Here is a 24,336-nt window from a genome sequence, read left to right on the forward strand (position 1 = left end):
GGGCGTGGCGGCGGGGGCCGCCGGAGCCGCGGTGGTGGCCGCCGGGACCGCGGCGGGCTGCGCGGGCGCGGCCGGCTTGGCGGGAGCGGCGGCCTTGGCCGCGGCAGGGGCACTGTCGGCCGGCTTGTAGTCGGCGAAGAAGTCGTGCCACGCCGGATCGACGCTGGTCGGGTCGGCGAGGTACCGCTGGTACATCTCCTCCACGATCCACTCGTTCGGACCGAAGCTCGCCAGTGGGTTGTCCTGAACTGAGCGTCCAGTCGGGCCGGCGCCCGAGGTGTGCTGGGTCGACACGGGTTCTTTCGCCTCTTCCGCACGTCTTTAACGAGTACTCAGAAAACCGGGTCCCAGGCTACGCGGTGCGGTGTGGCGCGGCACTCGCGGCACGGCTCCGTGTCGCATGACACACGCCGTCCCATCCGCGACAGTACGCCGGTGGCGAAACTGCAGCTCGGCAGTGACCTGCGGCACAGGACGGCCGCCCGGCGCGCTCACGCGCGGTGACCGGACCGGCTCAGCCCGCCACCGCGATCCAGGTCGCCGCGGCGCGCGCCAGCAGGGCCCCGTCGGGCGCGTAGAGCGACGAGCGGACCAGCGCCTTGCGGCCCGCCCGCTGTACCGGCTGTCCGACCACCACGCACTCGTCGTCGGGCTCCGGCAGGCCGTCCACGGCCACGGCGTACCGGCCCAGCACGAAGGCCTGGTCCCGGTCGATGACGGCCCAGCCGCCGGGGCAGTCCAGGGCGGCCCACACCACCGTCGGCGACAGGTCGGTCGGCACGACGAAGGTGGCCGCGGTCCGGCCGTCGGGCAGCCGCCCCGGGAAGATCCGCAGCCCGTCCGGCCGCTGCGGGCCGCAGACGAAGCAGGTGGGGAACGGGTGATCGGCGTGCCCCGCGTACCGACCGGCCGCGGCCAGTGCCTCGGTGCGGCTCACCGGCGGCACCGCCGGGATGTCGTCGGCCCGCCGCGCCGCCGAGGCGATCAGCGCATCCTGCGGATCGTGCACGGCCCAGCCGTCCGCGGTCGCGGTCACCGCCAGCGCGGTCTCCAGTGGCGGCGGCTTGCGCAGAGTGATCTCGATCAGTCCGTCCACCGCGCCGACAGCCCCTGCGACCAGGCCGCTCGTCCAACCGCCGTTGCCGGAGCCGGGTGGGCCGTTGTGCCGGGCGTCGATCACCAGGGAGGTCATGCCTCCAAGCCTCTCACTCTTCATGTGCCGGTCATCCAGCACGGGCCCAGGTGTCAAGCAGGGCTTCTACACAGGGCACATGACGACGATGTTGCTTACCGCCGCCCCCACCGGCTACTCCGCGCTGATCGCCGGGGACGCGGCCACGGTCGAGGCGGCACAGCGGCTGCGCTACCGCGTTTTCGCCGAGGAGATGGGCGCCCAGCTTCCCGACACGGGGGGCCTGGACGTCGACGAGTACGACGCGTACTGCGATCACCTGGTGGTGCGGGAGGACCGCACCGGGGAGATCGTCGGCACGTACCGCCTGCTGCCGCCGCAGCGGGCCATCTGGCTGGGCCGCCGGTACGGCGACAGCGAATTCGACCTGACCGCGCTGACCGTGCTGCGTGACCAGCTGGTCGAGGCCGGACGCAGCTGCGTGCACCCCGACCACCGCACCGGCGCCGTGATCAACCTGATGTGGGCCGGCATCGCGAGGTACCTGGACCGGATGGGCCACCGCTGGCTGAGCGGCTGCGCCTCGGTGCCGCTGGCCGACGGCGGCACGCAGGCGTCGCAGGTGTGGGACCTGGCATCCCGCAAGCACCTGTCCCCGCCGCAGCTGCGGGTGGTCCCGCGTAACCCGTGGCAGGCGCTGCCCGTCGAGAAGCCCGCCACCATCGCCGCCGCGCCGCCGCTGCTGCGCGGTTACCTGCGGCTGGGCGCCTGGGTGGCCGGTGCGCCCGCGCACGACCCGTCCTTCGGCGTGGCCGACTTCTACGTGCTGCTCGGCGTGGACCGGATCGACCCGCGCTACCTCAAGCACTTCCTGGCCGCGTGAGCGGCTCGCGACAGGGGTGAGTGCAGTGCGAGCGATGAGAACCGCACCGCGGACGACGGTCCCGCCGGCGACAGGCGCCACGGCCCGTCCGGCCGGGCCGCCGCGGATACCGGCGGACCAGCTCTGGCGCCCGTACGCGGACTGCGGTCGCCAGTGCGGAGGCGACGGTGGCCCGCGGGTCGGCCGGTTGCGCCAGGTGCTGCGGGCGGTGGCGGGCGGGCTGGTGTTGCTGCTCGGTGTGCTGCTGCCGTGGCGGCCCGACCTGATGGCCCGAGCGCTGCTGCGGGCGCTGGGCATCCGGCTGCGGGTGACCGGGCCAGGCGTCACGCGGGGCGCGCTGCTGGTCGGCAACCACGTCTCCTGGCTGGACATCGTGGTGATGACGGCACTGAGCCGGCGCGCCGGACGGCTGCGCATGGTGGCCAAGACCGAGGTCGGCACGTGGCCGGTGATCGGGCGGATCGCCCGCCGCCAGCGGACGATCTTCGTGGACCGGGCCCGTCCCAGGGCGCTGCCGGGCACGGTGGCCCAGGTGGCGGCCGCGTTGCGGGCGGGGCAGGTGGTGCAGGTGTTCCCGGAGGGGACGACCACCTGCGGGCCGCACCCGGTGCCGTGGCGGGCAGCGTTCCTGCAGGCCGCGGTCGACGCGGGCGCGCCGGTGCAGACCTTCACGCTGCGCTACGCCCACCCGGCGGCGGGCTTCGTCGGTGATGACACCCTGGTGGCGTCCCTGCGCCGGGTGCTCGCGGCGCGGGGCATGGCCGCGGCCGTGCTGCTGGGCGTGCCGCGTCCGGCCGACTCGACGCGGCGGGAACTGGCCGCCCGGCTCTCGTTTGCCGACCTGCCCGGAGCCTGGCCGCAGGCGGGGCGATAGTTCCGAATTCAGCGTATTCGCCGGGTTCTGTCGTTGAATTCACAGGAATCGTTCAGGGTATCCACAGCGCCGGGGGAGCGACCCGGCGCAGGATGGAGGACATGCCTGAGGCGAATCTGCTCGTGGTGGAGGATGACCCGAACATCCTGGAGCTGCTGTCGGCCAGCCTGCGTTTCGCGGGCTTCGAGGTCAAGGCGGTGGGCGACGGCGCGACCGCGCTCGACGCCGCCGCGAAGGTGCGGCCCGACCTCGTCGTGCTCGACGTGATGCTGCCGGACCTGGACGGCTTCGAGGTGATCAAGCAGCTGCGCCAGGACCGCGGCCGGGTGCCGGTGGTGTTCCTGACCGCGCGCGACGCCACCGACGACAAGATCCGTGGGCTGACGCTGGGCGGCGACGACTACGTCACCAAGCCGTTCAGCCTCGAGGAGCTGACCGCCCGCATCCGCGCGGTGCTGCGCCGCACCAGCGGCGAGACCGGCACGCCCCGGCTCACCTTCGCCGACCTGGAGCTGGACGAGGAGACCCACGAGGTGCGCCGGGCGGGCAACCTGGTGCAGCTGTCGCCGACCGAGTTCAAGCTGCTGCGCTACCTGATGCTCAACCCCAACCGGGTGCTGTCCAAGGCGCAGATCCTCGACCACGTGTGGAACTACGACTTCCGCGGCGACGACAACATCGTCGAGTCGTACATCTCGTACCTGCGCCGAAAGGTCGACAACGTCTCGCCCCGGCTCATCCAGACCCTGCGCGGCGTGGGTTACGTGCTGCGCAAGCCGGTGTCGTGAAGCTGCCGAAGCTGACCCGCGAGCAGCCGCTGCGGGTGAAGCTCGTCGGGTACACCATGCTGCTGCTGATCCTGGCCATCGTCCTGATCGGCGTGGCCAGCCACATGGCGATGCGCCGCTACCTGTCCGACAAGCTCGACGCCGACCTCGCCGGGGCGCGGGGCGTCATCGAACAGGAGATGCCGCGGGCGGTGAAACGCTTCGGCACCACCAAGGTCTTCCTGCCGAGTGACTTCATCATCGCCGGCGAGAAGGGCGAGCAGGGCGAGCAGGCGGACCCGCTGGCCCCGGACGCGGATCCGTGGGACTACGAGGCGCCCTACGGCACCGTCGAGCACGATCTGCCCCGGCTGCCGCCCCCCGCAGAGCTGAAGAACAGGGTCGGCGAATTCTTCTCCATCGAGGCGAAGGACGGCCAACCCCGTTGGCGGGCGCTGGTGGGGCGGGTCGACTTCCCCGACCACAGCGTGACGTTCGTGGTCGCCGAGCGGACCACCACCATCGACGCGGCGCTGCACCGGCTGCTGTGGATCAATATCTACGGCGGGGCGGCGGTGCTCATCCTGGCCGCGATGATCGGCACCGAGCTGGTCCGCCGCAGCCTGCGGCCCCTGGCGCAGATCGAGAAGACCGCAGTCGCGATCGCCGCGGGCGACCTCACCCAGCGCGTGCCCGACCCGGAGGAGGGGCGCGACCCGCCCCGCACCGAGGTCGGCTCGCTGGCCCGGGCGCTCAACGCGATGCTGGCGCAGATCGAGACCGCGTTCACGGCCCGCGCCGCGTCGGAGACGTCGGCCCGCGCGGCCGAGTCCGCGGCCCGCGACGCCGCCGTGGCGGCACAGGTCTCCGAGGGACGGGCCCGGCGCTCCGAGGAGAAGATGCGGCGGTTCGTCGCCGACGCCTCGCACGAGCTGCGTACGCCGCTGACCACCATCCGCGGCTTCGCCGAGCTGTACCGGCAGGGTGCGGCCCGCGCGCCGGAGGAGACCGCCTCCCTGGTCAAGCGGATCGAGGACGAGTCCCGCCGGATGGGCCTGCTCGTCGACGACCTGCTGCTGCTCGCCCGGATGGACCAGGAACGTCCCCTGCGTCCGGCCCCGGTCGAGCTGCGGGTGCTGGCCGTGGAAGCGGTCCAGGCCGCCCGGGTGATGGACCCGGCCCGGTCGATCGAGCTCGTCGTGGCGCCCGACGCCGGCCATCTGGTGGTCGCCGGGGACGACGCCCGGCTGCGGCAGATCATCGGCAACCTCATGAGCAACGCTCTGGCGCACACGCCGCCGGGCACCCGCGTGCAGTTGCGGCTGCGCGCCGAGTCGGGGCAGGCTGTGCTGGAGGTGGCCGACGAGGGCCCCGGCCTCGACCCGGCCCAGCGGGACCGGGTGTTCGAGCGGTTCTACCGTGCGGACGCCGCGCGGACCCGCCGGGCCAACGGCCACGTCAGCACCGGGCTGGGCCTGGCGATCGTGGCCGCGCTGGTCGAGGCGCACCAGGGCACGATCGAGGTGGACAGCGAGTCCGGCAAGGGCGCCGTGTTCCGGGTGCGGGTGCCGCTCGTTGAGATCGACGACGATGCCGATGATCAGTCCGACAACCCGTCGCAGCAGGTGGACGCCTGATGAACCGAGTATTCGACCCCGCGTTCGACCCGTGACCGGGTCCGACTCACAGATATTTTCCAGAGCCAACCCAGAACAGACGCAGCGTCGCACGGAAGACTGAGGACATGAGCGAGTACGACAAGCCCCAGAACGCAGCGCAGCCGACCGAACCGGTCGACACTGCCGCCGTACCCCCGCGTCCGGAGGCCACGGCCGGTACCGTGCCGGTCACTCCTGCTCACGCGGCACCCGACGACACGGTCGTCACCCAGCCCCAGGCTGCGGCCCCGGCAGGCCTGCCGGTCGAACCCGCCCCGGCGACCTGGCCGCAGCCGCAGCCGCAGTCGCCGCCCCCGGCCGCCCCGCAGCCGCCCGCCGCCGGTCACCCGGGCACCGCCCAGCCGGTGTATCCGCAGACCGGCTACCCGCAGCAGGGGTACCCGCAGTCCGGATATCCGCAGCAGGGGTCCGCGTACCCGGGCACCCCGGCGGGCTACCCGACGTCCGGTTACCCGGCCGCCGGCTACCCCACGGGCTCCTACCCGACCACGGGCCAGCCCGCGTGGACCCCGCCCGGCACGCCCGGCAAGAGCGTCGGCGGGACCATCGCGAAGGTGGCCCTCGGCTCGGTCGCCGCGGTGCTGCTCGCGCTGGGCTCCGGCGTGGCCGGCGCGGTCATCGCGACCAACTACGCCGAAGACGGAAAGATCACGGTGTCGTCCGGCAGCACCGCCGCCGCGCCCGTGGTGGACCGCTCCTCGCTGGCCGGCGTGGCCGCGGCGATCCAGCCCAGCGTGGTGAACATCAGCACCGGCACCGGCGAGGGCTCGGGCATCATCCTCACCGAGGACGGCTACATCCTGACCAACAACCACGTGGTCGCCGGCGCCGAGGGCCGTGACGTCACGGTCACCCTGTCCAGCGGCAAGAAGGTGACGGCCAAGGTCGTGGGCACCGACCCGCGGACCGACCTCGGCGTGGTCAAGGCCAACGCGACCGGTCTCAAGCCGGCCCCGTTCGGCAACAGCGACCAGGTCACCGTCGGCGACACCGCGCTGGCCATCGGCAGCCCGCTGGGGCTGCGCGGCTCGGTGACGGCCGGCATCATCAGCGCCCGCGACCGCACCATCTCGGTCGGCGAGGGCCGCTCCACCTCGCTGTCCGGCCTGCTGCAGACCGACGCCCCGATCAACCCGGGCAACTCCGGCGGCGCGCTGGTCAACACCAAGGGCGAGGTGATCGGCATCAACACCGCCATCGCCACCAACGGCAGCAGCGACGGCAACATCGGCGTCGGGTTCGCCATCCCGAGCAACAAGGCCAAGGGCATCGCCGAGCAGATCATGAACGGCAAGCCGGTCAGCCACCCGTACCTCGGCGTCTCGGTGACCGCCTCGGACACCGGCGGCGCGGCCGTCAGCGCGGTGACCGAGAACAGCCCGGCGAACAAGGCGGGGCTGCAGAAGGGCGACATCATCAGCAAGTTCAACGGGAAAATCATCAACGACAGCGATGACCTGGTGTCTGCCGTCCAATCGGGCACCGTCGGCCAGCAGGTGACCGTCGAGTTCACCCGAAACGGCGAGGCCAAGACGGCAACTGTGACGCTCGGCGAAGCGTCCTAACAGCAGCGCACAGGATCTGTGCCTCCTCCCCACCCGGCGGCGGGCGGGGGTGACCATCGGGGTTGGTCACCACCGCCCGCCGCCACCTTTGTGCCCGGAACCCGGCCCGCACCACGCACGCCACCAGCGCTTCCCTTGCAGCGCCCGCGCCAGAGCCTCTTGCCGGACCTTGGGCAACCCGCCCCGACCGCTGCCATGACGCGATGCCGCCGTCTTCCGCGACGACATCGCTCCGCGTCGCGCTGCGCCCTGCCCCTCGGTGCCCGCATCTTCGCGACGACATCGCTCCGCGTCGCGCTGCGCCCTGCCCCTCGGTGCCCGCATCTTCGCGACGACATCGCTCCGCGCCGCTCCTGCGGTGTAGTGGCGCGGCCGGATCCAGGCGATTCGCCGTCGCCCCCTGGCGACAAGAGGTCGCCTGGATCTGTTCGGCGTCGTGGTACGCCGGGCGGCGTTGCAGCGATTTCCGGTGGATCGCCGGCGGTTCGCCGTGGCGCGCGGCGGGCGCTGCGCAAGATCTGTTTTTGTGGACGCTGACCGTCCCTATAGCGGCATCCAGCGTCCACAAAAACGGATCAACGAACGCTGCGTGAACCGTTGCGGGCAACGGGATCGGGCGGTGCGAGGGTCGGCGTCGTGGGTGGGGACGTGAAAGGGCGGGCATCCTCAGGATGCCCGCCCTTCATCTCGGTATGGCTGCCCGTCCCGGGGAGGCGGCCCCGGGACGGGCAGGGTACGTGCCCTGGCGTCAGCGGACGGCTTCGGCCAGGTCCTCGTCGGTGAGGTCGGTACGCGGCTGCGCGACCGTCTGCTCGGTGTGCTGCTCGTGGCGCGGGGCGACGTGCTTGCCGGCACCGTTGCGCTTGCGCTTGACCCGGGCCTTGAAGCCCTCCACCAGGGAGTAGAGGACCGGCACCAGGACCAGCGTGAGCAGCGTGGAGCTGACCAGGCCGCCGATCACCACGACAGCCAGCGGCTGCGAGATGAAGGCGCTCGACTCGGTCAGGCCCAGCGACATCGGCAGCAGCGCGAAGATGGTCGCCACCGCCGTCATCAGGATCGGGCGCAGGCGGCGGCGGCCGCCCTCGATGATCGCGTCGCGCGTGGTGTAGCCGTCGGCCCGGTACTGGTTGATCAGGTCGAGCAGCACGATCGCGTTGGTGACCACGATGCCGACCAGCATCAGTAGACCGATCATCGCGGCCAGGCCGAGCGGCTGCCCGGTGATGGCCAGCAGACCCAGCGCGCCGGTGGCCGCGAACGGCACCGAGATCAGCAGGATCAGCGGCTGCACCAGCCCGCGGAACGTGGCGATCATGATGATGAACACCAGCGCGATGGCGACCAGCATGGCCAGCCCCAGGTCGGCGAAGGCGTCCTGCTGGGCCTCGGTGACACCGCCGATGGAGTACGTCGCGCCGTCGGGCAGGTCGAGGGTCTTCAGCTTCTTGTCCAGCTCGGCGTTGACCGTGCCCAGGGCCTCGGCGCTCGGCGTGCCGGTCACCTTGGCCGTGCGGACCTGGTCCACGCGGTTGATCTGGCTGGGACCGGCGACCGTGTTGACGTCGGCGACGTCGTCCAGGGTCACGCCGGGGCCGATCGGCAGGGCGCGCAGCGCGGCGATGTCGGCCGGGGCCGCTCCGCTGCGCAGCACCACCGGCTGCTCGATGCCGTTGATCACGACGCGGGTCAGCGTGGTGCCCCGGAACGCCTGCCCGACCAGCTGGCCGAGTGCGGCGTCGCTCAGCCCGGCCCGCGCTGCCGCGACCCGGTCCAGGGTGACCTGGACCTGCGGGGTGTTGGCGGCCAGGTCGCTGTCGACCTCGGTGACGTTGGGCAGCTCGGCGACGGCCGCACGGATCTGCTCGGCCGCGGCCCGCAGCGTGGCGTCGTCGGCCGCCTCGACGGCGACCTCCAGGCCGTTGCCGCCGAAGCCGCCCTGCACCGCGCCGACCACGACCTCGCCGACGGCACTGTCGTCCAGCGCGTCGATCTTGCCGCGCAGCGTCTCGGTGAGCGCCGCCTGGTCGGTGTCGGTCTCCGAGGTCACCTGGAAACGGGCCTGGGTGGTGTTGGCGCCGCCGCCACCGCCGAAGATGCCGCCGCCACCGCCGACGGTGACCTGGTACGACTTCACGCCTTCGGTCTCGTCGAGGATCTTCTCGACCCGCTTGGCCGCCTCGTCGGTGGAGGTCAGCGAGGTGCCGATCGGCATGGTCTGCGAGATCGAGAACGAGTTGCCGGAGCTCTCGATGAAGCTGGTCTCGATGCGGGTGGCGAGGACGCCGGTGCCGACGATCACGCCGAAGGCCAGCAGCAGGGTGGTGAACCGGTGGCCCAGCGACCAGCGCAGGACCGGCACGTACGCCCGCTGCAGCGGGCTGCGCAGCTCCTTGGCCTCGGCCTTGACCCGGATCGCCTCGATCTCCTCGGCGGTGCCCTGCGGCGACTTGAGGAACCAGTACGCCATGACCGGGACGATGGTCAGCGACACCAGCAGCGAGGCCAGCAGCGCCGCGGTCACGGTCAGGCCGAACGGGCCGAACAGCTGGCCGACCATGCCGCCGACCAGCGCGACGGGCAGGAACACCGCGACGGTGGTCAGCGTCGAGGCGGTCACCGCGCCGGAGACCTCCTTCACCGCGGTGAGGATGGCCTCCTTCTTGGGTTCGCCGTACTCCAGGTGGCGTTTGATGTTCTCCAGCACCACGATCGAGTCGTCGACCACCCGGCCGATCGCGATGGTGAGGCCGCCCAGGGTGAGCAGGTTGAGCGAGTAGTCGCCGGCCCACAGCGCGATCAGCGCGATGACCACGCTGACCGGGATCGACACGGCGGTGACCAGGGTCGAGCGGACCGACAGCAGGAAGATCAGGATGACGAGGACGGCGAAGGCCAGGCCCAGCGCGCCCTCGGTGGTCAGGCTGCTGACCGAGCGCTCGACCTCGGGTGCCTGGTCGAAGATGACCTGCAGCGCGCCGCCCGCGCCGAGCTGTGCGGCGAGCTCGGGCAGCTTGTCGTTGACCTGGTGCGAGATCTCCACGGCGTTCGCGCCGGGCAGCGCCGTGACGCCGACGCCGAGACTCGGCTTGCCGTTGGTGCGGGTCAGGGTGGTCGCGTCGGCGGGTGCCGAGACGACCGTGGCGACGTCCTTGAGCTGCGTGGGAGCGGCCGGGGCGGCGGGCTTGCCGGGGGTCGGGCGCGCGGCGGCGGCCGAGCCGAGGTACAGGTCGCCGATCTGCTCGACGGTGGTGAAGCGGCTGCCGACCGCGACCGAGTAGACCAGGCCGCCGTCGGTGATCACGCCGCCGGGCATGCTGATGCCGTTGGCGGTCAGCGCGCCGGTCACCGCCTGCGCGGTGACGCCCTTGGCGGCCAGCTTGGCCGGGTCCAGGTTGATGGTGACCTGCGGGGTGCGGTCGCCGGACAGGGTCGTCTCGCGTACGCCGTCGATGTTGTTGAGGGCCGGCAGCACGGTGGCCCGCAGGCGCCGGGCCAGCTCCTGGTCATCGCCGCCGGCGCCGCTGGCGGCCAGCTGGATGACCGGGATGTCGTCGGTGGTGCCCGCGAAGACCGCCGGGTCCACGTTCTGCGGCAGGCGGGCGTCGATGCGGGCCAGCGCCTGCTGGATGTCTCCCTCGACCTGGTCGATGTCCGCACCGAAGTCGAAGGCCACGCTGACGGACGCGGAGCCGTTGCGCGACGTCGAGGTCACGTCGGTCACCCCGCTGACGCCGGCGACCGCCTGCTCGATCGGGATGGCGACCTGCTGCTCGACGATCTCCGGCGTGGCGCCCGGGTAGGCGGCGACCACGGAGACCATCGGGAACTGCAGGTCGGGGAACATCTGCTGGCGCAGCTGCGGCAGCACGAAAGCACCCGCACCGAGGATCGCCACGCTGATCAGCGCGACTAGTCCACGGTTGGCGAGGCTCAGCCTGGCCAGGAATGACATGACGACTCCAGGTGCAACACGGTCGAGCGTTATGGGGGATTGCGACCGCCGCAGTCAACCAGGTCAACGCGTAGGAACTGTGAACCGAACCTGAAAGCCAGCCGAAAGCCGCTTCGAGTTCGTCACAGTCGGCCTCGGGGTTGCCAGGACAGACAGGGGGAACGAGTCCCCAAGGTACGCGCCGCCGCTCGTCGAATCAGCTGAAATCGGGCGTGAGCTCGGTGACTTCCAGCATTTATCCAGGTTCCCTGCAGGGGGCATGCGGGCAGGCTCGGGCACACTTGCCACGCCCGATGAAGCGCGCACCCGTGGGAGTTGTCGATGAAACCGGAGAAGGGCGAGCAGCGCCGCCTGCTCGTGGTGGACGACGAGCCCACCATCGTGTCGCTGCTGTCGGCCAGCCTGCGGTTCGTCGGCTTCGAGGTGCGCACCGCCGCCACCGGCGCGGAGGCGCTGGCCGTCGCCGCAGAGTTCAAGCCCGAGCTGCTGGTCCTCGACGTGATGCTGCCCGACTGCGACGGCTTCGAGGTGGTCCGCCGGCTGCGGGCCGGCGGCGCGCACGTGCCGGTGCTGTTCCTGACCGCCCGGGACGGCGTCCAGGACAAGATCACCGGTTTGACGGTGGGCGGCGACGACTACGTCACCAAACCGTTCAGCCTGGAGGAGGTCGTCGCCCGGATCCGGGCCGTGCTGCGCCGCACCTACACCGGCGCCGCCGCCCCCACCGACGACACCACACTGCGCTTCGCCGACCTGGAACTGGACGAGGAGACCCACGACGTACGCCGGGCGGGCAAGCTGGTGCGGCTCAGCCCGACCGAGTTCAAGCTGCTGCACTACCTGCTGATCAACTCCGACCGGGTGGTCAGCAAGGCGCAGATCCTCGACCACGTCTGGCGGTACGACTTCGGCGGCGACGCCCGGATCGTCGAGTCCTACATCTCGCTGCTGCGCCGCAAGGTCGACACGGTGGACCCGCCGCTGATCCACACACTGCGCGGCTTCGGCTACTCCCTGCGGCTGCCGAGATCGTGAGGCGGCTGATGCGCGGGTCGAAGCGCTGGTCGCTGCGAGCCCGGCTGCTGGCCGGCGTGCTCGCACTGGTCTGCGCCGGGTTCGTGGTCGCCGACATGGCCAGCGTCGCGCTGCTGCGGATGTACATGATCGAGCAGATCGACGAGCAACTCGACGTCGCCATGAACGACCTGACCAAGCGTGACCCGGCCCAGTTCACCACGGCCGAGGTCGAGCAGTTCTCGAAGGACCAGACCGAGGGCAAGACGTTCTTCGACGCGTACATCCTGGAGTTCCGCGACAACGACGGCCGGGTCCAGAAGCGGTTCCCCGGCGACGCTGACGGCGGCGAGCAGCGGCGCGGCGCGCCGGCGCTGCCGTCGCTGGACCTCGCCTCGGTGCGGCGGCTGGCCGACAAGCCGTTCTTCGTGCCCAACGAGGTGTCCTACCACCGGCACCCCGGCTACCAGGTGCTGGTCGGGGAGCGGGTCGACGGCCAGGGCAGCGTCGTCATCGCGTACGACCTCACCGGCGTGGCCAAGACGATGGCCCGGCTCGGGGCGATCGAGATCGCGGTGACGCTGGCCGTGCTCGGGCTGGCCACCGCGCTCGGCGTCTGGGTGATCCGGATGGGGCTGCGGCCGCTGACCGAGGTCGAGCAGACCGCCGAGGAGATCATCGCCGGCGGCGACCTGTCCCGCCGGGTGCCCGAGCAGGTCGGGCCGCGCACCGAGATGGGGCGGCTGTCGCGCACCCTGAACACGATGCTGGCGCAGATCGAGGGCTCGTTCGCCGAACGCACCGAGTCCGAGGCGCGGCTGCGCCGCTTCGTCGCCGACGCCTCGCACGAGCTGCGTACCCCGCTGGCGGGCATCCGCGGCCTGGCCGAGTTGCACCGCCAGGGCGTGGTCACCGACCCGGCCGAGGTCTCCGCGCTGCTGGCCCGGATCGAGACCGAGGCGACCCGGATGGGCCTGCTCGTCGAGGACCTGCTGATGCTGGCCCGGCTCGACGAGCAGCGGCCGTTGCGCAGCGAGCCGGTCGACCTGGTGCCCATCGCCGCCGACGCCATCGAGTCCGCGCAGCTGCGCGAACTGGACCGGCCGCTGCGGTTGGAACTGCTCGACGGCGACCCGCCCGTGGTGCTCGGCGACGAGGACCGGCTGCGCCAGGTGGTCACCAACCTGCTCGGCAACGCCCTCACCCACACCCCGGCGGGCACGCCGGTGACGGTGCGGGTCGGCGTCGAAGGCGACCGGGCCGTGCTGCAGGTCATCGACAGCGGCCCCGGCCTGTCGCCGGCGCACGCCGAGCGGGTCTTCGAGCGCTTCTACCGTGCCGACCCGGCGCGGGCCCGCGACCACCAGCGCTCGCCCGCGGCCGGGTCCGGGCTCGGACTGTCCATCGTGGCCGCGCTGATCGCCGCGCACGGCGGCGAGGTCTGCCACCGGCCCACCCCCGGCGGCGGCGCGACGTTCCGCATCACCCTCCCGCTCTGCCCCGCCTGACCTCGCCACCTTAAGCGGGGGTTAAAGATCGGCAGTCACCTCTTGTGTGGCCGGGGTCACGGGATTAACTTTTAGCAAACTTAACTAACGGTTTCCCTGATAGCTGCTTCGCCCCCAGGAGGGTGATCATGCAACGCAAACCGCTCCTCAACCTGTTCGTCGCCACGGCGACGGCGCTGGTCGGGACGGCCGTGGCCGTCGCGGTCGCGGGCACCGCCGGTGGTGCCGCCGTCGACCACAGCGCCTGCCGACCGGACGGTCTGTATCAGACGCCCGGCGTGACCGCGCCCTACTGCGACGTCTACGACACCAGCGGCCGGGAGTCGATGGGAGCGGGCCACCCGCGCCGCATCATCGGCTACTTCACCAACTGGCGCACCGGCAAGAACGGCGCCCCGGCGTACCTGGCCAACCAGATCCCGTGGTCGAAGATCACGCACATCAACTACGCGTTCGCGCACGTCGACGGAGCCAACAAGATCTCGATCGGCAACCCGACCGGGGCCGACAACGCCTCCACCAACATGACCTGGCCTGGCGTGGCCGGTGCCGAGATGGACCCGGCGTTCCCGTACACCGGGCACTTCAACCTGCTCAACAAGTTCAAGAAGCAGTATCCGGACGTCAAGACGCTGGTCAGCGTCGGCGGCTGGGCCGAGACCGGCGCCTACTTCGACGGCAACGGCGCACGGATCGACTCCGGCGGCTTCTACCGGATGACCACCAGCGCCGACGGCTCGGTCAACACGGCCGGCATCAACGCCTTCGCCGACTCCGTGGTGACGTTCCTGCGTACGTACGGCTTCGACGGCGTGGACATCGACTACGAGTACCCGACGTCCAACAAGGACGCCGGCCACCCGCTCGACTTCGTGCAGGCCAACGCGCGCCGGGCCGGCCTGAACGCGTCGTACCAGGTGCTGATGAAGGCGCTGCGGGAGAAGCTCGACACGGCCGCCGCGTCCGACGGCAAGTACTACATGGTGACCGTCGCGGCGCCGGCCTCCGGCTGGCTGCTGCGGGGTATGGAGTCCTACCAGGCCACGCAGTACCTCGACTACATCAACATCATGTCGTACGACCTGCACGGCGCGTGGAACCAGTACGTCGGCCCGAACGCGGCCCTGTACGACGACGGCCAGGACAACGAGCTGACCGCGGGCGGCGTGTACAACGCCTACTCGGGCATCGGCTCGCTGAACACCGACTGGGCCTACCACTACTACCGCGGCGCGGTGCAGAGCGGGCGCATCAACATCGGCGTGCCGTACTACACCCGCGGCCACAAGGACGTCACCGGCGGCACCAACGGCCTCTGGGGGACCGCGGCGAAGACCGCGAACTGCCCGATCGGCACGCAGAGCCCGTGCGGCAACGGTGCCATCGGCATCGACAACCTGTGGCACGACAAGGACACCGCGGGTAACGAGGAGCCGGCCGGGTCCAACCCGATGTGGCACGCGAAGAACCTGGAGAACGGCATCGCCGGCTCCTACCGCACGGCGTACGGGCTCACTCCGGCGACCGACCCTGCCGACAACCTGACCGGCACCTACACCCGCCACTACTCGTCGACCCTGGTCGCGCCGTGGTTGTGGAACGCCACCAAGAAGGTCTTCCTGTCCACCGAGGACGAGCAGTCCATCGGGGCCAAGGCCGACTACGTGGTGAACAAGGGCATCGGCGGCATCATGATCTGGGAGCTGGCGGGCGACTACGCGTACGACTCGGCGGCCGGTGAGTACCGGATGGGCAACACGCTCACCAACACCATCGCCGCGAAGTTCGCCACCGCCCCGGGGTACGGCGCGAGCCGCGCCAACGGCGCGATGCCTACGCAGACCCTCAACGTGGACGTCCAGCTCGGCGGGTTCGCCCTCGGCGACTCGAACTACCCGATCAACCCGAAGCTGAAGGTCGTCAACAACTCGGCCGTCACCATCCCCGGCGGGGCCGTGCTGGACTTCGACTACGGCACCTCGGCGCCGGGCACGATGAGCCAGCAGTCCGGCTGGACGATGACGGTCACCCCCGGCCACACCGGCAACAACGTCGGCGGCCTCAAGGGCGACTTCCACCACGTGAAGCTGACCCTGCCGAGCTGGCAGTCGGTGGCCCCGGGCGCGTCGATCGAACTGACGCTCAACTACGTACTGCCGATCGCGTCGCCGTCCAACTACACGCTCACGTTCGGCGGCCAGACCTACAACCTGTCCGTGAACCGCAGCCGGGGCGGGGTGGCCCCGACGGTGTCGCCGAGCACCCCGGTTTCGCCGAGCGCGTCGGCGTCCGCGTCGCCGAGCACCCCGCCCGGCACCTGCACCGACCCGGTGTGGAGCGCCACGGCTGTGTACACCGGCGGCAACCGGGTGTCGTACAACGGCCGCGCCTACCGCGCCCAGTGGTGGACGCAGAACGAGACGCCCGGCACCGCGTCGGTGTGGGTCGACCTCGGCCCGTGCTCGGGCGGCAGCGCCTCGCCGTCGGCCCCGGCCTCGCCGAGCGCGTCGCCGTCGGTCTCCCCGTCGGCCTCGCCGAGCAGGTCGCCGAGCGCCTCGCCCAGCACCTCGCCGCCGGCCAGCCCGTCGACCTCGCCCGGGGCCTACCCGGCGTGGGCGCCGAACACCGCGTACGCGGTCGGCGCGCGGGTCACCTACGGCGGCCGGTCCTACCAGTGCCGCCAGGCGCACACCTCCATCACCGGCTGGGAGCCGCCGAACGTCGGCGCGCTCTGGCTGGCCGTGTAACCGGTCCGTCCCGGCGCGCCGCCCCTTCCAACCGGTGCGCCGGGCCGGCCCCCATGCCGTGAAATGTGATGCCGGTCATCGTCTGAGCAGGTCTGACAGCTCGGATGGGGCCGGCATCCGGCATGATGGCGGCGTGGGGACTACCGCGTTCGTGCTCGGCGGCGGCGGCGTGCTCGGCGCCGTCGAGGTCGGCATGCTGCGCGCGCTGTTCCGCGCGGGCATCCGGCCGGACCTGGTGGTGGGCCTGTCCATCGGCGCGATCAACGCCGCGCTGGTCGCCGCCGACCCGGAACCCGAGGTCACCGACAAGCTGGTCCGGCTGTGGGCCACCCCCGAGATCAGCGAGGTGTACGGCGACTCGGTGCCGCGCCAACTGCGCCGCCTGGCCACCCGTGCCCACCTGCACTCGCCCGCCCCGCTGCAGCGGGTGCTGGAGCGGTCGATGCGGGCCGGCATCACCTTCGACGACATGCGCGTGCCCCTGCACGTGTGCGCGGCGAACATCGAACGCGCCGAGGCGCACTGGTTCAGCACCGGCCGGGTCGTCGATGCGGTGCTGGCCGCGGCCGCCCTGCCCGGGGTGCTGCCCCCGGTGGAGATCGACGGCGAGCACTACCTCGACGGCAACCTGGTGGCGTACCCGATCAACCATGCCGTCGAGATGGGCGCGGACGAGGTCTTCATGCTCCAGGTCGGCCGGCTGGAGCGGCCGTTGCAGCCGCCGCAGCGGCCGTGGGAGGCGACCAACGTCGCCATGGAGATCGCCCGCCGCGTGCGCTTCACCCGTGAGCTGGCCGCCATTCCCGAGGGCGTGCGCGTGCACGTGCTGCCCGGCGGATCCGGCGCCGACGAGAGCCCCTGGGCATACCGGGACACCGCAGCCGTGGGCCGCCGCGTCAGCGCCGCCTACGCCGCCTCCCGCGACTACCTCTCCGCCGTCGGCCACTGACCCCCTGCGCCCCACCCCCGCCGGGTCCGCGCGCCACGGAGCTGCGCCAGGTCCCCGCGCCACGGGCCGGCGCAAGGTCATCCGACTTGCCGGGCAAACGTGCGTATCTTGAACGCCCATTCGCCCATGTGCCAGGCAACTCGAACGATCATGCGCCGCGCCGCGCCGCGCCGCGCCGCGCCGGGCGGGGCAGGCTGGGTGGTCAGGCGACGCCGGGGGCGGAGTTGGCGGCGGCGCGTTTGGCGGCGCGGCCTGAGGTGAAGCCCAGGACCAGTTGGATGATGCCGAGCGCGATGAGCCAGAAGCCGGTGATCCAGACCAGCACGGTGAGCGTGATGCCCGGCCAGAAGAACAGGACCAGACCGGCGGCGATGCTGAGCAGGCCCAGCAGCACGGTGCCGACCTTCGGCCAGGTGCCGTGCGTGCGCGCGAAGCCGGTGACCACCTCGGCCACCCCGCCGACGATCCAGACCAGGCCCAGCACCACGGCGAGCACCTTGATCGAGTCGACCAGGTGCCGCAGGCAGATGATGCCGACGACGACGTAGAGCAGGCCCATCACGGCGATCAGGGCCCGGTGCCCGCCACTCACGCCCTTGGCGGTCAGGCCCTCGACGATCCGGAAGATCCCGACGATGACGAGCCATACGCCGATCAGTGCCGCGATCAGCACGAGCGTCTTCTCCGGCCAGAAGGTGAGCGCCAGACCCGCGGCGATGGAGATCAACCCACCGATGATCGACATGCGCTTGAACGAGCGCAACGCGTCGGCTTCGAGTGCCGCGTCTCCATACGGATCAATCATGGTGCGAAGATAACTCGCAATATCTGTGATTTCTCCCTTTTCGCGTGAGTAGCCTCAGGCTGAGACGAAGGGGGCAGCGATGAAGAGGGGTCCGCTCGAGTTCGTGGTCGTCGAGTTCGCCGGCCGCATACCCGGGCGCCACCTCGCGCCCGAGCTGCATCGGCTGACCGACCAGGAGATCGTCCGCATCATCGACATGGTGGTGGTGGACAAGGCCGCCGACGGCACGGTCACCTCGCACGAGCTGCGTGAGTACCAGGGAGACGCGGACTTCGAGGCGATCGATCCCGCGATCCAGGCGGTCGACGGGCTCATCTCCGAACAGGACGTGCACGACCTGGCCGAGGCGATCACGCCGGGTGCGCAGGCGCTCGTGCTGCTCTTCGAGCACCTGTGGCTGGCGAGCGTCCGTGCCGTGGTCGCGGAGGCCGGCGGCGAGATCGTGCTCGCGGAACGTATCCCCGCCCCGGTGGCGGACGCGATCGAGGCGGCCGTGCACGCCGCACCGGTGGGAGGCTGACATGCTGCTGAGACGTCCAGCTGTGGCGCGTCGCGGTCCGGGCCTGCTCGGCTCGGTGGCGCGCACCGCGGTGGTCACCGGCACGGCGGCCGCGACGGCGGGCACGGTGCGCCGCTGGTCCGAGCGCAGGCAGGCGGAGGCGGCCCAGGAGCAGGCCGCCCAGCAGGCCGTGCACGACCAGCAACAACAACTGGCGCAGCCACCGGCGCATGCCGACGCGGAGCAGCCGCAGCCCGCGGCTTTACCGCCCCAGGCGGGCAATCCTGAGCCGCAGCCCGCGGCCGCAGCACCGGCAGCGGCTACCGCGGCACCCGCAGCCGCGGCGGCGCTGGGCGTGGATCTCATGTCGCAGCTCAAGCAGCTGGCGGACCTCAAGGCCGCGGGCGTGCTGACGGACGCGGAGTTCACCACCGCCAAGGCGAAGCTGCTGGGCACCCCATGACGGAGCCCGAGGAGCCATCCCCGTCGGCGTGGGAGCGGCGGCTCGCCGGCACCACGCACGACGTACGCGAACCGGCCAGGCCCGCCGTGCGGCGGCCCGGCGGGGGCCCGGCCCGCACGCTGCGCTGGCTCGGCGCGTTCCTGCTCGCCCTGCTCGCGGCCGTGCTGGTGCTGGCCTCGGTGACGGCCCGGTACGCCCGCGCCGAGCTGCTCGACACCGACCGCTACGTCGAGACCGTCGCCCCCCTCGCCACCGATCCACAGGTGCAGGCGGCAGTCACCGACCGCGTCACCGACGAGATCATGGCGCGGCTGCCCCTGGAGAAGCTCGCCGGTGACCTGGCCGCCGCGGTCAACCTGCCGCGCGTGGAGGCGGTCATCACCCTGGTGCTTCCCGCGGTCACGTCGTGGCTGCAGAGCCAGATCCACAAGGTGGTGAACGAGCTGGTCACCTCACCGCGCTTCCCCGCGGTGTGGAACCAGGTCAACCGCATCGCCCACCAGAACATCGAGGGACTGCTCACCGGCCAGGGCACGCCCATGCTGCACAGCTCGGGCACCGACGTCGTGGTGGACCTGGGCCCGGTGCTGGCTGCCGCGCGGCAGGAGCTGGTCGATCGCGGCTTCGGCCTCGCGGCCCGGATCCCCGACATGTCCATCCCGTACACCGTCGCGCAGGTGGACCAGCTTCCGGAGATCCAGCGTTACGTGCACCTGCTCGACATCAGCGCGACCTGGCTGCCGTTGCTGGCGCTGCTGCTGCTCGGGCTCGCCGTGTGGACCGCCCCGAACCGGCGGCGCGGGCTGGTCCTCGGCCTGACGCTCAGCGCGCTGATGCTGGTCGTCGGCCTGATCGCCAACCAGATGGTCCGCGACCGGGCGGCGCAGCGGGCCACCCAGCGAGGGCTGAACCAGGCGGTGACGCTGGACGTCTACGACACGGTGCTCCGGTTCCTGGTCACCGCGCTGGTCACGGTGCTGGTCGCGGCGCTGCTCGGGGTGCTGTGGGCGCTGCTGGCGGGCCCCTCGCGGCCTGCGGTGCTGCTGCGCCGAGGCGTGAACGCCGTGCTCGACCGGGCCGCGCGGCCGCTGGCGCGGGAGTCGTGGGCGGTGCGGACGGGCGCGTTCGTACGCCGCCACTTCCGCTGGTTCGCGATCGTGCTCGGCGTGCTGGTCGGCTGGTGGCTGCTGGCTCGGCCGTCGATCGCGACGGCGGTGTGGGCGTTCCTCTGCGCCGCGCTCGTCACGCTGCTGCTGACACTGGGCCGCCGGATGCCCGCCACGGTCCTCGAACCGCTGCCCGCCGGTCCATCGCTCGGCACCGAGGTCGCGACCGCGACGGATGCCGCCGCGGACGCGGACACTGCGGCGCTCACGCAGCCTGCGGTCACGACGGCCGTCGCCGGATCCGGAGACGCCACCGGGGCCCGCGAGCCGGGGACTACGGCCACCGGCTCGGCAGCCGCCGTGGCCGAGGCCGCTGAGCAGGACCTCACGGATGAGGCGACCCCGTGGGAGCTGTCGGAACCGTTGCCGACGGAGGAGGCCGCCCGGGCCGAGGCCGGGGAGCCGGACGCTGCCGCGGACAAACCAGGCAAGCCTCGCAAACGAGGGTCGGCCGGTCCGTCCTCGCCTTCGGACGGATCACCGACCGACCCCACCGACCGAGCGGTCGATCCGTAACTGGCGCGGCTACGGCATGCTGACCCGCATGACCGAGCACGTGTCGTACCCCTGCCCGCTGTGCAGAGCCACCGCCTCCCTGGACGGTCCCTGCCCCGGTTGCGGCCGCGCGCCGGACCCGGACGCCGCCGCGGTGCTGGCCTACGACGCGCGGATCACCGCGCTCGCGCCGCAGGTGGAGCAGGCTCGCAGCGCGTACGAGTCGCTGGCGGGACAGCTGACGCAACTGCGCCAGGACCGCGAGGTGTACGCGTCGCGGGTTCGGGTGGCGGTGGCCCGGGAGCGCTCGGCGCACCAGCCCACCCTGCTCACGCTGCCGCCCACCACCAGCAGCCTGCCGCAGCCCGCGGGCACCGTTCCGCCGGCCGCCGGTGCCCTGCCCCCCGCCGGCCGGCAGCCGGAGTCCTCGCCGCGCACCGTGCAGAACCTGCTGTTCATCCTGGGTGGGCTGCTGCTCGGCATCGCCGCGATCGTGTTCACCGCCGTGGCCTGGGCGACGTTCGACGTGGTCGGCCGGGCGCTCATCCTCGGCGTGCTCACCGTCGGCGTGCTGGCCGTGCCGCCGCTGGTGCGCCGCCGCGTGCTGACCGCGACCGCGGAGACCTTCGCCGCGCTCGGACTGCTGCTGGTGGTGCTCGACGGGTACGCCGTCTGGTACGTCAACCTCGGCGGCGTCGCCGACCACTGGGACCAGGGCTTCTACGCGGGCGCCGTGGCCACGGCAACCGCGCTGCTCGGCTACGGCTACGCGCGGGTCGTCGGGACGAGCGCGACCCGGTTCGGCGCGCTGCTGGCCGCACAGCCCGCACTGCCCCTGTTCTTCTTGGAGTCCTCGGCCGACGTGGCGGGCTGGTCGGTCATCTTCACCGCCGTCGCCCTCGGCGACCTCTTGCTCTACCGGGCGCTGACACCGCCCACCACCGCTGCGGCGGAGACCGTCCAGCCGGGCAACGGCGCGTCGGCACCGGACACGGCCAGGCCCGTCGCCGCGGAGGACCCACAGCGGGATCCGGTCGTGGGGGCGGCGCCCGGGGATGAGCCGTCGCCGGACGAACCGTCGTCGGCAGCGGCGTCCGTGCCGAGGCAGTCCGCGCAGGAACCTGTCACGGCCGGCGCGGCCCTGCCAGCGGGCGCTGCCTCGGCGCGGCCTGCGGGGGAGCTGCCGGGGCGGGCCGGGCTCCGGGTGCTGGCGCTGCTGGCGTACCTGGGGATGCTCGGTGTCGGCGGCCTGCTGTCGCTGATCGCGTGGCTGCTCGGGGCCGATCCGGACACCGCGGTCACCGGCTCGCTGGCGCTGCTTGCCGCGGCCGGGGTGCTGGCGGCCGGGCTCTGGCAGGTGGGCACCGGGCCTTCCGCCGGGTTCGCCCTGCCCACGGCGGGTGGCGTGGTGACCGTGGCGCTCGCCGCGGCGCTGGTGCGACCGGCGCTCGTGCAATGGCCGCACTACTGGCTGCTGGTGATGGCGGGCGCCGCGGCGCTGGTGACGGTGCTGGTGGTGCTGCTGGGCGGTCCGCTGTCGGCCCGGTGGCCCGGGGTCCGCGCCGGGATGACCGGCGGCGCGGCGCTGGCGCTGAGCGTGCCCGGGCTGTGCGCCACCGGTTGGGCGCTGGGCGCGGGCTGGCAGTCCGTGCAGGACGCGATGCCGTGGTGGGCCGCCGCCCCGGCGCGCTTCGACGGCTCGTACGGCTGGCTGCTGCCGGTGAGCCTGGCCCTGGTGGCCGTCGCGGCCTGGCTGCTCGCCGGGCCGCCGGTGCCGGCGGCGGTGCGGGCGTACGTCGCCGCCGCGGCCGTGCTGCTGCTCCCGCTGACGATGCCGGGCCACCCGGCGCTGACGTCGTGGGCGGCGCTCGCCTGCGATCTGGCCGCGGCCGCCGCCGCGCTGGCCGTGGCGCTGCTGCTGCGCCGCAACATCGTGCTCTGGGGCGTGGTGGCCGGGCTGCTCGGCGGACACGCGCTGCTGGCCGGCGCGGGCAGCCGCGTGCTGTCGGCGTGGGCGCTGGGCGGCGTGGTGGCGCTGGGGCTGGCCGCCGCCGCGATCGGCTGGCGCAGTGCCCTGGTGCCGGACGGCGGGACGAGGACCGCCGCCGGGACCGGCACCGTGAGCAGCGCGAGCGCGCTGCACGCGGTGCGGGTGCTGGGCGGGGTGAGCGGCGCGGTGGCGCTGGCGCTGCTGCCGCCCATGGCGCACAGCGTGGTGGCCGCGGCGGGGGTCGACGACCCGTGGTCGCGTCGCGCGCTGCTGGTCGCCGCCGTGCTGACGCCGCTGTGGGTGTACCTGTCACCCGCTCGGCTGCGTGACTTTGCCGTGGTCGGCGGCCTGGTGGGGGCGTTGTGGGCGCTGCCTGGCGGGCACCCGCCGCAGGACAGCGCGGCGGTGTACGCCGCGCTGTGCACGCTGGCTCTCGCGCTGGTCGCGTTGCAGGCGCGCTGGGCGCGGGCGGAGATCCCGGCACAGGCCGTGCTGGCGCTGACCCTGCTGATGTGCGCGGAGGCGCTACACCTGATCTTCATCGCCCCGCTGAGCTGGCTGAGCCGGATCTGGGCGGGCGACCCCGTCGGCACCGGCCTGAGCGCCTACCCGAGCGACCGGCTGCCCTGGTCGTACGCGGTCGCGCTGCTGCTGCTGGCCCCAGCGGTGGCGGCGTGGTTCCGGCGGGGCGGCACACGCCTGGTGGTCGCGTCCGGCGGGGTGGTCGCCGGGGTCGCCGGACTCGCGGCGCTGGCCGCCGCGCAGGCGCCGTGGCCGACGGTCAGCGCGGTGCAGCTGGTGCTCGGTGCGGGCCTGCTGGTGCTGGTCGCGCTGCGGCCGTACGGCGCGCTGACGCTCGCGGGCGGGCTGTTCGGGGTGCTGCTCACCGGGGCCGGGCTGGCCGGGGCGCTGGCCGAGAAGTGGTCGACCATCGCCGGCCTGGCGCTGGTGACCATGACGCTGGCCGCGATCGCGGTGGGCGGGCGCGTCCGGGCGGTACGTACCGCCGGCTGGCTGGCCGGGGCGGCCGCCAAGGTGCTGCTGGCGGTCGCGATCGGCGAGGCGGCCGAGCTGGACTTCTACGTCGTCGCGTACCTGGTGCTCGGGGTCGCCGCGATCGTGCTGGGGCTGGCGTACGCGCCGTTCGCCCGCGAGCAGCGGGTCGCGGCGGAGGCGGCGGCGCACTCCGCGGCCCTGGTCGCGCTGTCGCTGTGCCACGGGTACGTCCGGTCGATCGCCCTGGTGCTGGCGCTGTGGGGGGTCGCGGTCGGACTGACCGTACTGGCCGCTCCGCGCCGGGAGCGGGTGCTGCGCGCCGCCGCGGCCGCGCTGGCGGAGGCGCTCGCGTGGTGCGCGATCCTCGCCGTGCAGGGCGTCGGGCTGCTGGAGGCGTACACGCTGCCGGTGGCGCTGCTCGCGCTGGCCGTGGGCTGGTACGCGGCACGTGCCCGGCCGGAGCTGTCCAGCTGGCTGTACGCCGGCCCGGCGCTGGTCGCGGCTCTGCTGCCCAGCCTGGCGGGTGCGCTGACCGAGGAGTCGGGCACCCCGCTGCGGCGGTTGCTGCTGGGGCTGGGCGCCCTCGCGGTCACCGTGTTCGGCTCGGTGCGCCGGCTGCAGGCACCGGTGGTGCTCGGCGGCGGCGTACTGCTGGTGCTGGCGCTGCACGAGCTGCTACTGGTCTCGCGGCTGCTGCCGACGTGGGTGCCGATCGCGGTCGGCGGGGCGGTGCTGCTGGCGCTGGCCATCACGTACGAGCGGAGTCGCCGGGACGTGGCCCGGCTGCGGGGGGCCATCGGCCGGATGCGGTAACTCTCTCCCGCTGAGGCGTTCTGCCCGCAAGAATGG

17 protein-coding genes are annotated in these 24,336 nt (G+C 72.6%); 13 read left to right on the plus strand and 4 right to left on the minus strand.

Annotated elements, in window-relative coordinates:
- Together FLL47_RS10385 and FLL47_RS10390 are read right to left on the minus strand one after the other, a co-directional pair.
- The coding region (locus tag FLL47_RS10385) for a 2-oxoglutarate dehydrogenase E1 subunit family protein (protein ID WP_186315641.1) at window positions 1-294 on the minus strand (294 nt) is incomplete at its 3' end.
- Between the two features lie 220 nt (window positions 295-514).
- Window positions 515-1,192, minus strand: coding sequence for a hypothetical protein (locus FLL47_RS10390; protein ID WP_342780317.1), 678 nt, complete (start codon window positions 1,190-1,192; stop codon window positions 515-517).
- A gap of 79 nt (window positions 1,193-1,271) precedes the next feature.
- Here FLL47_RS10390 and FLL47_RS10395 point away from each other — a divergent pair, with 79 nt between their 5' ends.
- The 5 genes from FLL47_RS10395 (at window position 1,272) to FLL47_RS10415 (ending at window position 6,900) form a co-directional block, all read left to right on the plus strand.
- Window positions 1,272-2,015 (plus strand): GNAT family N-acetyltransferase, encoded by a 744-nt coding sequence (locus tag FLL47_RS10395; RefSeq protein ID WP_144120268.1) that lies wholly within the window; start codon window positions 1,272-1,274, stop codon window positions 2,013-2,015.
- 34 nt (window positions 2,016-2,049) lie between these two features.
- A complete protein-coding gene (locus FLL47_RS10400; RefSeq protein WP_144120269.1) occupies window positions 2,050-2,889 on the plus strand; it encodes a lysophospholipid acyltransferase family protein in 840 nt (279 codons plus the stop codon).
- Window positions 2,890-2,990: 101 nt separating this feature from the next.
- Window positions 2,991-3,677, plus strand: a complete 687-nt coding sequence (locus tag FLL47_RS10405; RefSeq protein ID WP_425457675.1) for a response regulator transcription factor — start codon at window positions 2,991-2,993, stop codon at window positions 3,675-3,677.
- Between the two features lie 56 nt (window positions 3,678-3,733).
- On the plus strand, window positions 3,734-5,293 hold the full coding sequence (locus FLL47_RS10410; protein ID WP_144120523.1) for a sensor histidine kinase: 1,560 nt from the start codon (window positions 3,734-3,736) through the stop codon (window positions 5,291-5,293).
- Window positions 5,294-5,400: 107 nt separating this feature from the next.
- Window positions 5,401-6,900, plus strand: a complete 1,500-nt coding sequence (locus tag FLL47_RS10415) for a S1C family serine protease (protein ID WP_144120271.1) — start codon at window positions 5,401-5,403, stop codon at window positions 6,898-6,900.
- 748 nt (window positions 6,901-7,648) lie between these two features.
- Here the strand turns inward: FLL47_RS10415 and FLL47_RS10420 are convergent.
- On the minus strand, window positions 7,649-10,855 hold the full coding sequence (locus FLL47_RS10420) for an efflux RND transporter permease subunit (RefSeq protein WP_144120272.1): 3,207 nt from the start codon (window positions 10,853-10,855) through the stop codon (window positions 7,649-7,651).
- 321 nt (window positions 10,856-11,176) lie between these two features.
- Between FLL47_RS10420 and FLL47_RS10425 the strand changes: the two genes are divergently transcribed.
- The 4 genes from FLL47_RS10425 to FLL47_RS10440 all read left to right on the plus strand — a co-directional run bounded on the left by FLL47_RS10425 (window position 11,177) and on the right by FLL47_RS10440 (window position 17,073).
- On the plus strand, window positions 11,177-11,890 hold the full coding sequence (locus FLL47_RS10425) for a response regulator transcription factor (protein WP_144120273.1): 714 nt from the start codon (window positions 11,177-11,179) through the stop codon (window positions 11,888-11,890).
- A gap of 8 nt (window positions 11,891-11,898) precedes the next feature.
- The gene (locus FLL47_RS10430) at window positions 11,899-13,377 is read left to right on the plus strand and encodes a sensor histidine kinase (protein WP_144120274.1); all 1,479 of its coding nucleotides are present in this window, start codon (window positions 11,899-11,901) and stop codon (window positions 13,375-13,377) included.
- 128 nt (window positions 13,378-13,505) lie between these two features.
- Window positions 13,506-16,124: a chitinase C-terminal domain-containing protein gene (locus tag FLL47_RS10435; RefSeq protein WP_144120275.1), complete on the plus strand. Its 2,619-nt coding sequence runs from the start codon at window positions 13,506-13,508 to the stop codon at window positions 16,122-16,124.
- A gap of 133 nt (window positions 16,125-16,257) precedes the next feature.
- On the plus strand, window positions 16,258-17,073 hold the full coding sequence (locus tag FLL47_RS10440) for a patatin-like phospholipase family protein (protein ID WP_281286681.1): 816 nt from the start codon (window positions 16,258-16,260) through the stop codon (window positions 17,071-17,073).
- Between the two features lie 202 nt (window positions 17,074-17,275).
- Here the strand turns inward: FLL47_RS10440 and FLL47_RS10445 are convergent, their stop codons facing one another.
- Window positions 17,276-17,878: an HdeD family acid-resistance protein gene (locus FLL47_RS10445; RefSeq protein WP_144120276.1), complete on the minus strand. Its 603-nt coding sequence runs from the start codon at window positions 17,876-17,878 to the stop codon at window positions 17,276-17,278.
- A 79-nt stretch (window positions 17,879-17,957) separates the two neighbouring features.
- On the opposite strand from FLL47_RS10445, the gene FLL47_RS10450 reads away from it, so the two are divergent.
- Genes FLL47_RS10450 through FLL47_RS10465 form a run of 4 tightly spaced genes read left to right on the plus strand, consistent with a single transcriptional unit; the run spans window position 17,958 to window position 24,300 of the window.
- The gene (locus FLL47_RS10450; protein WP_144120277.1) at window positions 17,958-18,398 is read left to right on the plus strand and encodes a DUF6325 family protein; all 441 of its coding nucleotides are present in this window, start codon (window positions 17,958-17,960) and stop codon (window positions 18,396-18,398) included.
- Between the two features lies 1 nt (window position 18,399).
- On the plus strand, window positions 18,400-18,840 hold the full coding sequence (locus FLL47_RS10455; protein ID WP_186315642.1) for an SHOCT domain-containing protein: 441 nt from the start codon (window positions 18,400-18,402) through the stop codon (window positions 18,838-18,840).
- The gene (locus tag FLL47_RS10460; RefSeq protein ID WP_144120278.1) at window positions 18,837-20,522 is read left to right on the plus strand and encodes a hypothetical protein; all 1,686 of its coding nucleotides are present in this window, start codon (window positions 18,837-18,839) and stop codon (window positions 20,520-20,522) included. Before FLL47_RS10455 ends, FLL47_RS10460 begins: the two co-directional genes overlap by 4 nt.
- A gap of 28 nt (window positions 20,523-20,550) precedes the next feature.
- Window positions 20,551-24,300, plus strand: coding sequence for an SCO7613 C-terminal domain-containing membrane protein (locus FLL47_RS10465; RefSeq protein WP_144120279.1), 3,750 nt, complete (start codon window positions 20,551-20,553; stop codon window positions 24,298-24,300).
- Window positions 24,301-24,336 lie beyond the last annotated feature (36 nt).

Source organism: Catellatospora sichuanensis (assembly GCF_007483665.1).
Taxonomy (GTDB): Bacteria; Actinomycetota; Actinomycetes; order Mycobacteriales; family Micromonosporaceae; genus Catellatospora; species Catellatospora sichuanensis.